Consider the following 10,927-nt stretch of genomic DNA (forward strand, 5'->3'; position numbering starts at 1 on the left):
AGTTTTGATTAACTTTGTCATTTATTAGTTTAGATTTCATTGGTATTTAAAGTTCTTCAGAGAGCATTTGATAAGTAATTTTTTGTGCAATTCATCCATGACCTAAGAGGTCATGGTATTCTTGCAATATTTTTGATAAATCAATGACATCCCTGCTTTCAATATGTTCATGAGTCAGTTTGGAAATAACAAGGGCCAGCAGGGCAGATACTGCAAACAATGAAGCGATTATCATAATCAGCCTGTTTGAGTACAGGTTAAATTATATTATACTAATAATTTTATTGAAAAAAATATATAAATTTTTAAACTGTCATAATGAGGAAAATTCAAAAACAAGCTATAAAAAAAAATTAAAAAAAAATAGAAATTTAAAAAAAAACAAATGAAAATAAGAATTATAAAATAGCTCGAAAGCTATTTTAAAATAATATTGTCAATATTGTGTTGTCTGTTTGCTAATAGTTTAGCTCTTTCAATGTTGATACCGTTTTTACCGATAGCAATACGCTTATTGGTATTGTCTGCTGTAACAGTAGCTATTTTTTCGCCTGACTGTTTTTGACTTATTTTAACAGTCTGTAACTTTGCAGGGGATAAAACATTTTTAATAAACTGTATCGGATCATCGTCAAGTTCGATAATCTCAACACCTTTATCTACTGCCCTTTGAACTTTAGATACGGAACTTCCTTTCTTACCGATTGCAAGTCCCATGTCACCATTCTTAACTACGAAAGTAACTTTTCCATGTTCATCATCGATAATGCAATCCTTAACCATTGCTCCAGTCATATTTTCGAAAAGAGCTATGTATCTAATTTCATTTGCACTAAATTTAATAGACACTTAAATCTACCTCAAATCGTCTAATATTGTAGAATCTCCTGGATCGTTAATGATTAATGTAGCAACAGTAAATGGTTTACCACAAACAGAACCCAAATCTACACTGGTTCCTTCATATACGTAAGATTGGATTTCAGAAAGATTTGAGTAATATTCAACATCTTCAAGAATCTCTTTAGGAGCGTTGGCAGCAACGACTACGAGTTGGCCTTTTCCTAATTTTAAAGATTGAATTGATTTTTCAGAGCCTAAAATTACATCGCCTGTATCAACAGCTACCCTGATTCCTCTATCTACGTCCATCATCTAGCCTCCTATTCAGTTTTATAATCCATTTTGACACCGACTGAACCGGTACCAAGAGGTATTGGTTGTCCAATAATAATATTTTCGATGATACCTGTTAAATCATCCACTTCACCACGAATACTTGCGTTGAGTAAATGTTTACCAGTTTCTTCAAAAGCTGCACGAGCTAATACACTTGATTTTTCACCACTAATACCATGTCTTCCAATAGATTTTACAACTCCCTCTGAAGTCATGATATCAGCAACCAACATGATATGTCTTACATCGACACTAAGACCTTGCTCGGAAAGAGTATTTTGAGCTTCGTTAATAATTGATTGACGAGCCGCTTCAATACCTAAAACTTCGCCGATTTCGTGAATGTTGTTGGTGGTGGTCCTTACGGAATCGATACCGTCCATGTCGAGAATTTCCTTAAGGTTGGAACCTTCAGTGTGGATAATCCATTCTTTTTGTTCGAAGTCGACTTCGGTATTTTCTTCCTCAGCCTCTTTGATTAAAAGATCCCTATCCACATTATCACGACGGATAATAACTTTTCCTATACCTTTTATACCACTGATTTGCAAGTCACGAACCTTGTCGGCCAATAGACGAAGTTCACGTATTTCAAATCTTGAGTCGGACTTTTCATTTTTGGCGGAAGAAATAACAATGTGGTCATTGTCGATTTTGGCTTTCTTGAATGTTTTGTTAATGATGCTGTCAATTTCTTCCCTGTCAAGTCTTTTCTCATCAATCTTTTTATTGTCGAGTGTAGCCTCTACTTCCATACTACCATAGTTAAGGTTGAAATCGTCGATGATATCGTTGACAGTACTTTTACCAATCTTGTTGGCTAAAGTTCTGACGAATTCCTCATCGTCACGTCTTTCCTTATCGAAATAGATATCCATGGTAGGAGTAGCAATCTCTTTTCTAGCGTCAACGATCTCAATAAGTCTTGGAAGACCTAATGTTACGTTTAACTCAGTTACCCCTGCATAGTGAAAAGTACGCATGGTCATCTGTGTACCAGGTTCACCAACAGATTGTGCAGCTACTGTACCAACAGCCTCCCCAGCTTCAACATGAGCTCGTTCATAGGCATCTTTGAGCTTACGGATAAGCTCTTTTAGTTCATCATCATTTAAATCTCTTTTTTCATAATGCTCAGCTAAATCCCGGATATAACTAGGTGGAAAAGCTATATCAAGGTTTTCTTCTTCGTTAAGTTGAGCTATAACATCGTTTACTTTAATAATAACATCTTCCATAGTTACACCTACTTAGCTGGAGTTTTAGCTTGATTATTAGATTTGATTCTAATCTCATCAATAAGTTTATCTAAGTCTGCAGGTTTTCCAAAGTCAGATTTTGCAGGGTCAACACCATCTTCACCAAACATTGTCTGAATAACATTTCCTTGGTTGTCTGTTACAAGACCGGATGGTTTTACCTGCAAGTCCTGAAGCGCGTTTACAAGTCTTCTTTGCATGTAACCGGATTGTGCTGTACGAATCGCAGTATCTACAAGACCTTCTCTTCCACCCATTGCGTGGAAGAAGAATTCAATAGGATCCAAACCTGATTTGTAACTTGAGTGAACAAATCCTTTAGCCTTAGCCCCTAACTCACCTTTCTTGAAGTGAGGCAAGGTTCTTCCGAGGTAACCCCTTTCGATACGTCCACCCCTAACTGCCTGCTGTCCTACACAAGCAGTAATCTGAGTAAGGTTCAACATGGATGCCCTTGCACCGGTACGAGCCATTACTACAGAGTGGTTTTCAACGGCCATTACATGCTCATAAGTATCGTCATCGGATTGTTTACCCATAGTAAGGTAATTTTCTGCAATACTACCGGACATATCCCTAGCTTCCCCTAAAACCTGCATGATTTTCATCTCTAAAGTCTCCTGGAGACTTCTACCAGGCAAAGCTTGGAGATATCCTTCTTCATAAGATTGAACAAGCAAGTCTACTTCTTCCATCTTTTTATTCAAGTGCTCGTTAATACGTTCCTGAGCTTCAGCAGGAATCATTTCATCATTTAAACTGGTTGTAATACCGGTTTTCATGATTCCGCAGATAGCGAGGTCAGTGGAACGGTCCAGGAACTCTTTAGCTCTTGAAGCACCGTATTCCTTAACGATTTTATCCAAAATTTTACCTGAAAATGAACCGTAAGCGGATTCGTCAATTACACCTTGCTTCAGGATACCGTTCTGGATAACTACACGGGCATCCTCTGCAGGGAACACTACAGGACATTTGGAAATCTCAGCACTGTAAGATAAGTTTAAGTCATTAGGTAAAAGTAAAGAGAACAGTTCTTTACCTGTCCAATTGTCACCTTTATCCTTAAAGATAAATGATTCATCTCCAAATTCAGGATCGTATTTTAAAACCCATTGGTTGGATTTGAATGGCGGAATAGGTAAGTGAGATTTACGGATGATTTGTAAAGCCTCTTCCTCTGTGAATTCCACTCCGTCACGGGTTAAAAGGTAAGCTCCTGAAATGTGGTCGTGAATAGCACCGATAATCGGTCCACCGAACCTTGGAGATAAAATGTGTTCCTGAACACGCATCAGTGATTTCGCTTCCGCACGGGATTCGTCAGTCTGGAAAACGTGCATGTTCATTTCGTCCCCATCGAAATCCGCATTGTATGGAGGACAAACACATAAATTAAGTCTGAAAGTTTTGTAAGGCAATACCCTTACTTCGTGAGCCATCATACTCATTCTGTGAAGGGAAGGCTGACGGTTGAATAAAACCATGTCCCCGTCCTTGAGGTGTCTTTCGATGATGAAACCAGGTTCCAGTTGTTCAAGGATAAACTCTTTGGTATCATCGTTGACTTTCCTTTTGGAATTGCCGTTTATAACATAATTTGCACCAGGGTGAACATCAGGACCGTTTTCGATATAAGTTCTCATCTCGTCGATGTTCCACTCGTTTACGTGAACAGGTACTGTAACCTCTTTTGCAATCATGTCAGGTACACCGACCTCGTTGATACTGATGTTAGGGTCAGGTGAAATTACAGTACGTGCTGAGAAGTTTACACGTTTACCTGAAAGGTTGGAACGGAAACGTCCTTCTTTTCCTTTTAACCTTTGAGTCAGGGTTTTAAGAGGTCTTCCTGACCTGTGTCTTGCAGGAGGAACACCTGATGCTTCATTGTCAAAGTAAGTTGTAACGTGATATTGCAATAGCTCCCACAGGTCTTCAACGATCAGTTGTGGAGCTCCTGCTTCCATGTTTTCAAGAAGACGTTGGTTGATTCTTAAAATATCCACAAGTTTGTGTGTGAGGTCGTCTTCTGACCTTTCACCGGTATCCAAAGTGATTGATGGCCTTACGGTTACCGGAGGAACAGGAAGTACGGTTAAAACAAGCCATTCAGGTCTTGCAACTTCTGCATTTACTCCTAAAACGTATGCATCATCATCGGAAATCCTTTCAAGTCTTTCCCTTACTTCAGAAGGGGTTAACTTATAGTCTCCTTGACGGATTGTAACAGGTTTATCGAGAATTATTGCTTCCTGTGGAGCGCCACAGTGAGGGCAGCAATGTTTCAAATCGATTTCCTCATCGTCTTCAGGCATGTTTTTCAATTCACGTTTTGCGTCTTTGTAGACTTCCTTCAGGATTGAATTGATGCTTTCCTTGTTGCCCATCGCTTCGTGGATTTTTTCTGTGTAGTGTTCGATTTGCTCATCGTTTAAAAGAACACGTCCGCACTCATTACAGGTGGAACGTAAGATTTTATGAATAACGTCACCAAATCCTACATGGATTACAGGTCTTGCAAGCTCAATGCTACCAAAGTGACCTTGACAGTCCCCACCTTTAAATCCACAGGTCCTACATACTAAACTAGGATCGATAATACCTAAACGAGGATCCATCAAACCTTTTTCAATAGGAAAACCGTCATCCCCATAAGTGTCAGGATATTCAACTGTAACTACAGACATCTTACGAATATCCTCAGGAGACATTAAACCAAAGTTTATTTGTTGAATCTTTTTAATATAATGTGTCATGTGTTGGCTCCTTCAAATCAATTATGCTTTGTCTCCTAAAACTAATTTAGGGAAAATACATAAACTCTTAAGTTCGTCTAATAATAATTTAAATGCGTATGAAATTTCAACAGGATAAGTTTCGACATCTCCACAAATCGGACAGTATTTCTGATTTCTGTTCTTGTCATATACTGCAAGCATACCGCAGTTATCACAAACAATAGCTTCATATTTGTCGGATTCATCAAGAAGTCTTTCTTTTAAGGTTAAAGCTGCACCGTGTGCAATAAGACAATCCCTTTCCATTTCTCCAAATCTTAAACCACCTTCACGTGCCCTACCTTCAGTAGGTTGACGTGTGAGAACTTGGACAGGACCTCTTGAACGGGCGTAAACCTTATCTGTTGTCATGTGGTGTAATTTCTGATAATATGCTACACCTACAAATATCTCAGCGTCGATTCTCTCACCGGTTACACCGCTGTATAAAGATTCACAACCAGCGGATTCAAAACCGTGACCGATAAGTTGCTGTTTAAGTTCGTCTTCAAGTGCCTGGTTGAACGGAGTTGCGTCAACACGTTCACCTTCAAGACAACCTGCCTTACCTGCAACCATTTCCAGTACCTGACCGATGGACATCCTGGAAGGAATAGCGTGAGGATTGACTATAAGGTCCGGAACGACACCGAATTCTGTGAACGGAACATCTTCTGGGGACAGGATTAAACCGACAACCCCTTTCTGACCGTGTCTTGATGCGAATTTATCACCGAATTCAGGCTGTCTTGTATCCCTTACTCTGATTTTGGCAAGTCTTGAACCTTCAACGGTTTCGGATAAAAGAACCGCATCAACGATACCTTTTTCACCATGTCTTACGGTAACGGAAGTTTCCCTTCTTCTGTCAGCAACAGATCCGAAATCCTCTTCAAGGAATCTTGGAGGGGATGTTTTTCCAATCAATACATCACCTGATTTTACGATGGATTCAGGATTTACGACACCGTCTTCATCAAGGTTTCTGTAAGCCTCTTCTGAACGGTATCCTTTGATGTTTTTGTCCGGAACTTCAAATTTATCAACCTGACCACCGGCATACCTTTTCTCTGAAGTGTCATATGCCCTGAAGAATGAGGATCTTGCAAGACCCCTTTCAAGTGAACCCTTGTTGATGACCATTGCGTCCTCCATGTTATATCCTTCGTAGGACATCAGTGCAACAACAAAGTTCTGACCGGATGGTCTTAAGTCGTAATTAGTTGAATCAATAATACGTGTTTTAACGATTGGAGTTTGAGGATGATGCAATAGGTGAGCTCTGGTATCGGTACGTAATGCATAGTTTGAGACATATAAACCTAAAGCCTGTTTTGTCATACCCGCTTCCATGGTGTTCCTTGGAGATGAGTTGTGGTCTGAGAACGGAATAATACCTGCACAGATTCCAAGCATTGTAGCAGGGTCGATTTCAAGGTGAGTGTGTTCATCGACTTCAGGGTCTTCAAGGTCAGCCAAAGTCATTGCAATGTAGGAGTTTTCCTCTTCTTCGGCGTCCAGATATTCTATAAGACCGTTGTTTATGAGGTCATCCCATTTCAATTTTCCGTTAGCCACTTTGTTTAAATGTTCTTCTTTAAGGAGAGGTGCACCATCTTTAACGATAATTAAAGGTCTTCTTGCCCTACCAGGGTCGTTGAATATGTAAATCTCATTGTTGTCCTTGTAGTAAGTAATGTTCATTTCATGGTCAACGATTCCAGCCCTTCTTTTTTCTCTCATTTCCTGAGTGAATTCTTCAGGATTGTTACAGTAACCTAAAAGTTCACCGTTGATATAGATTTTGGTTTTAGGACCTTTAGGGGAATCAGATTCAAGAGTAATATTTAATTCGGTTACATCTTCATTAATGGTAATCTCATTTGAATGATTAAGGAATCCGTCTGCTACAACTTCAAGGGAATATTCACCGAATGAAACATTTTTAAAGACACAATCACCGGAAGCATCTGTGATTGCAGATTCATCTGACAGATCCACACTTGCTCCTGAAATTACAGAGCCATCGTCACCCATTACTGAAATTTTTACATCAACAGCAATAGGATTGAGAACGAAATTGAAGGTATCGTCATCTTTATCTACGGTGATTTTACCTGAATAGTCTTCATAATTTTCTGCGGTAACAATCACTTCATAATCACCTTCTGCGACATTTACAATTGTGCAAACACCAGTTTCATCTGTCACAGCAGAGAACTCTACCTCATTATCATTGTAAACAAGGATACTTGCACCTGAAACATCGGAACCTGTTTTTTCATCGTCAACTGAAAATTCAACATTCACAGCATGTTCAACATCTCCACCTACAGACATGATGGTTAATTCCTTTTCTATTTCATCATCATCAACTGTGATTTTGCCGGAAAACTCATTGTAACCTTCAGCAGTAACGGCAACATCATACTCGCCGAATGGAGTGCCTTTGAAGTTGCATCCTCCAGCTTTTCCAGTAGTCCTTTCAAATTTATCGTTATCATTTGACAGGATTACATCCGCTTTTGCTACATTATCGCTGTTTTCATCAATGATGGAAATTGAGACATCTCCTGTTTTGGTTATATCGCCCGGTCCTTCTGTAACCTTTTTTATTTCGGTTCCATCAGTGCCTTCCGGATGATCACCAGCAGGTTCATCATCAGATGCAGACTCTTCTTTTGATTGGAAATATTCTTTAATTACATCAAAATTACTATTAATATCATTTAACTCTTGTTCTTCAGGATTACCTTTTAAAAGCTCATCTCTTTTGTCTTTAATATCTTTATAATTAGCAGTTTCATCAAACCCGAAAAACTCAAGAGCTTCTTCTAAACTTATTTTTGCCAACATCTCACCTCCTTAAATCAAATCAACATCCATAGTTTCAATAACTTTAATAATCTCTTTTTCGTCTGAGCCTTCAGAAATATTACACATCAAAGCCAAGTTTTTAACCAGACCACAGTTAGGCCCTTCCGGAGTTTCGTTAGGACATATTTTACCGAACTGTGTTGGGTGCAAATCTCTTGCTTCAAAGTGAGGTTGGCTTCTTGTCAATGGAGACACTACACGTCTCAAGTGAGAAAGGGTACCCATGTAACTTGTCCTGTCAAGCAGCTGACTTACACCGGCTCTTCCACCTACCCAGTTACCGGTTGCGATAGCGTGCTTGATGTTTTCAGTTAAAACATCACTACGGACAGCCTGTTTGATTGAAAGTTCCTTACCACGGGAAAGACTTCTTTCAAGCTGATAGCTCATATCTCTTGTCAAGTTGGTGAAAGCTACTCTAAACAGGTCTTCCATCAAGTCACCAGAAACTCTGAGCCTTTTGTTGGTATAGTGGTCCTTATCGTGAGGTTCTCTTTTTTCTTCAATAACTTCAAGTAACATTTCGGTCATTTCAGCAAGATAAATAGCTTTATCATAGCATCTTTCTTGCTCAGTACCCATATGAGGTAATAAATAACGGTTAATGACATCGGTTGCACGTTTTATACGATAATCTTTAGGCATGTTTTTAGCTACCCTGTTACCGATGTATTTGATAGCGGCATTTTGCATGTACTCCCTTCTTTCTTCAAGAGTCATACCGTCCATTTCGTTTTGGTCAAGTTTCAATGCTTCAAGTGAAACCTGAATATCATCCGCAATCATCATTTGGAAGTTGTTATCATCGGAAATGGCCTGAATAATTTCCTGATCTGTAGCCAAACCAAGTGCTCTTAATAAGATAACAAGTGGAATTTCTCCAGGAAGATATGGGAATGAAATTCTTAAGAACACACCGTTTTTACGAGGTTTTTTGTATTCCAAAGTAATTCTTGCTCTAAAACCACTTTTGATTGAAGTTACAACAGCTTTAGCGTGCCTTTCTTCAACAGTACCTAAACGTTCAAGAATGATTTTGTTTGGAGCAATCTCTTCCATGGTAACTACAGCCCTTTCGGAACCGTTTACAATGAAATAACCTCCTAAATCTTGAGGGTCTTCATGTTTTTCAATTAATTCTTCTGCACTAAGACCGCAGAGATGGCAAATGTCTGATTTAAGCATGACCGGCAATTCACCGATGTATACTTCTTCCAAAGGATTGTCTTCTCCTTCTTCATTCAATGCCATTTCCAGGTACATGTCAGCAGAATAGTTTAAGTTTCTAAGTCTTGCTTCAGTTGGATCGATTTCACTACTGGATCCATCTGCTTCCTTATTAGATGGTTTTTCAATACGAACTTTACCAGTTTTTAAAGTGTATTTTCCGTCATCTAATGATATAGGTTCGGTAATATCGATGATATTCTGAATCCTATTGTTTACAAAATCGTTGTATGACTTGATGTGATGATCAACCAAATCATACTTATCAAAAAATGCATCAACTAATTTCCAGTTATTCTCTGTCATGGACATCCTCCAGCATTACGTACGCAATAAAAATAATAAATAAACAAAAATAACACTATATTAGGGATATGAACCTAACTAATTCATTTAATCATTATTCTTAATTTACTCCTAACTATCTTTTAAGATAATTCCTCTCAAACTAAGTTCAAATTTATTATAATGAATTTCTAAAAACAAAAAAATACAGAAATTATACTATATTAAATTTCACTCTCTAAAATTATATAAAAACTAAAATTATCCTTCGACAATTCTATAAGTAATGAATTCTCCTGCAGTTTGACTTTCACGAGTAATTCTTAAAACATCACCTGATTTAGCCCCAATCTCTTCCACAACAGGATCATTAGCCCTTATTTTTGGAAGGTCTTTAAAATCATAATCAACATCGCCAAATTCTTGTGAAATTTCATCTTCGGTCATGATTTCATGCTTGGGTACAAGCTTATGGTTTTGAATATCAATTTTCAAATTTTTTCCTCCAGATAGAAAAGTTTAAAATATAAAATTAGAAACAGGCCTGACGGGAATTGAACCCGCGGCCGCTTGGTTAAAAGCCAAGCGCTCTGCCAGACTGAGCTACAGGCCTATAAGACAAATATACTATACACGAACATGACGCGCCCTGGCCGGGATTTGAACCCGAGTCGCGGGCTCGACAGGCCCACATGATAGCCCCTACACCACCAGGGCAACTCATACAATATATAGTACGTGTAAATAATACACTATCAATTACTATAATTTTCATCATATATAAATGTTTGGGTAAAACCCCACATTTTATAAAAAATAAAATATGATGACAAATAAATAAATTGAAATCCCGCCTGCCGGACTTGAACCAGCAACATTTGGATCTACAGTCCAACGCTCTGCCAAATTGAGCTAAGGCGGGAAAATGGGTCCGCCCGGATTTGAACCGGAGTCTCAGGCTCCCAAAGCCCAAAGGATCGACCAAGCTACCCTATGGTCCCAACAATATTTATACAACATACTTATTTTATATTACCATAATATATAAATGTTTTGGTAAATCATATAACTGATTAGTAAAATCATATAACTGACTCAAATTACACAATCAAATTATATAAAGCCCCGGACGGGAATTGAACCCGCGACCACGAGATTACAAGTCTCGCGCTCTACCAGACTGAGCCACCGAGGCAATGAAAAATCAAAAATAGAATCAATATTCAAATGGAATGTCCGATATGGAAATATTCCATAAAAATATTCAACAATAGTAATTAGTAAAATATCATTTAAATAGTTTACTATTGAATATATTTT

The 10,927-nt window shown here is 38.4% G+C and carries 8 protein-coding genes, 4 tRNA genes and 1 pseudogene; all 13 read right to left on the minus strand.

Features of this window, described 5'->3' with window-relative positions; translation table 11 throughout:
• Positions 1–91: 91 nt before the first annotated feature.
• A complete protein-coding gene (locus ACKI2P_RS06695) occupies positions 92–235 on the minus strand; it encodes a hypothetical protein (protein ID WP_407376193.1) in 144 nt (47 codons plus the stop codon).
• A 182-nt stretch (positions 236–417) separates the two neighbouring features.
• Positions 418–849, minus strand: coding sequence for a NusA-like transcription termination signal-binding factor (locus tag ACKI2P_RS06700; RefSeq protein WP_292744083.1), 432 nt, complete (start codon positions 847–849; stop codon positions 418–420).
• Between the two features lie 6 nt (positions 850–855).
• Entirely contained in the window at positions 856–1,155 is a 300-nt protein-coding gene (locus ACKI2P_RS06705) for a 50S ribosomal protein L30e (protein WP_407376195.1), read from the minus strand.
• 8 nt (positions 1,156–1,163) lie between these two features.
• A complete protein-coding gene (gene rpoA2, locus ACKI2P_RS06710) occupies positions 1,164–2,417 on the minus strand; it encodes a DNA-directed RNA polymerase subunit A'' (RefSeq protein ID WP_407376197.1) in 1,254 nt (417 codons plus the stop codon).
• A gap of 8 nt (positions 2,418–2,425) precedes the next feature.
• Positions 2,426–5,197: a DNA-directed RNA polymerase subunit A' gene (locus ACKI2P_RS06715; RefSeq protein ID WP_407376199.1), complete on the minus strand. Its 2,772-nt coding sequence runs from the start codon at positions 5,195–5,197 to the stop codon at positions 2,426–2,428.
• A gap of 21 nt (positions 5,198–5,218) precedes the next feature.
• A complete protein-coding gene (gene rpoB, locus ACKI2P_RS06720; protein WP_407376205.1) occupies positions 5,219–7,063 on the minus strand; it encodes a DNA-directed RNA polymerase subunit B in 1,845 nt (614 codons plus the stop codon).
• A pseudogene (locus ACKI2P_RS06725) lies at positions 7,064–8,074 on the minus strand (carboxypeptidase-like regulatory domain-containing protein); the annotation flags it as partial. It abuts the gene before it with no gap.
• A 9-nt stretch (positions 8,075–8,083) separates the two neighbouring features.
• Positions 8,084–9,628 carry a DNA-directed RNA polymerase subunit B'' gene (locus tag ACKI2P_RS06730; RefSeq protein WP_407376200.1) on the minus strand — a complete coding sequence of 515 codons (1,545 nt, stop codon included), beginning with the start codon at positions 9,626–9,628 and terminating at the stop codon, positions 8,084–8,086.
• Between the two features lie 240 nt (positions 9,629–9,868).
• Positions 9,869–10,102: a DNA-directed RNA polymerase subunit H gene (locus ACKI2P_RS06735; RefSeq protein ID WP_407376202.1), complete on the minus strand. Its 234-nt coding sequence runs from the start codon at positions 10,100–10,102 to the stop codon at positions 9,869–9,871.
• A 44-nt stretch (positions 10,103–10,146) separates the two neighbouring features.
• Positions 10,147–10,220: transfer RNA gene (locus tag ACKI2P_RS06740), tRNA-Lys, on the minus strand.
• Between the two features lie 32 nt (positions 10,221–10,252).
• Positions 10,253–10,324: transfer RNA gene (locus ACKI2P_RS06745), tRNA-Asp, on the minus strand.
• 131 nt (positions 10,325–10,455) lie between these two features.
• Positions 10,456–10,529, minus strand: a tRNA-Tyr gene (locus ACKI2P_RS06750).
• Between the two features lie 199 nt (positions 10,530–10,728).
• Positions 10,729–10,802, minus strand: a tRNA-Thr gene (locus ACKI2P_RS06755).
• Positions 10,803–10,927 lie beyond the last annotated feature (125 nt).

This window comes from Methanobrevibacter sp., from assembly GCF_045541095.1.
Lineage (GTDB): Archaea > Methanobacteriota > Methanobacteria > Methanobacteriales > Methanobacteriaceae > Methanocatella.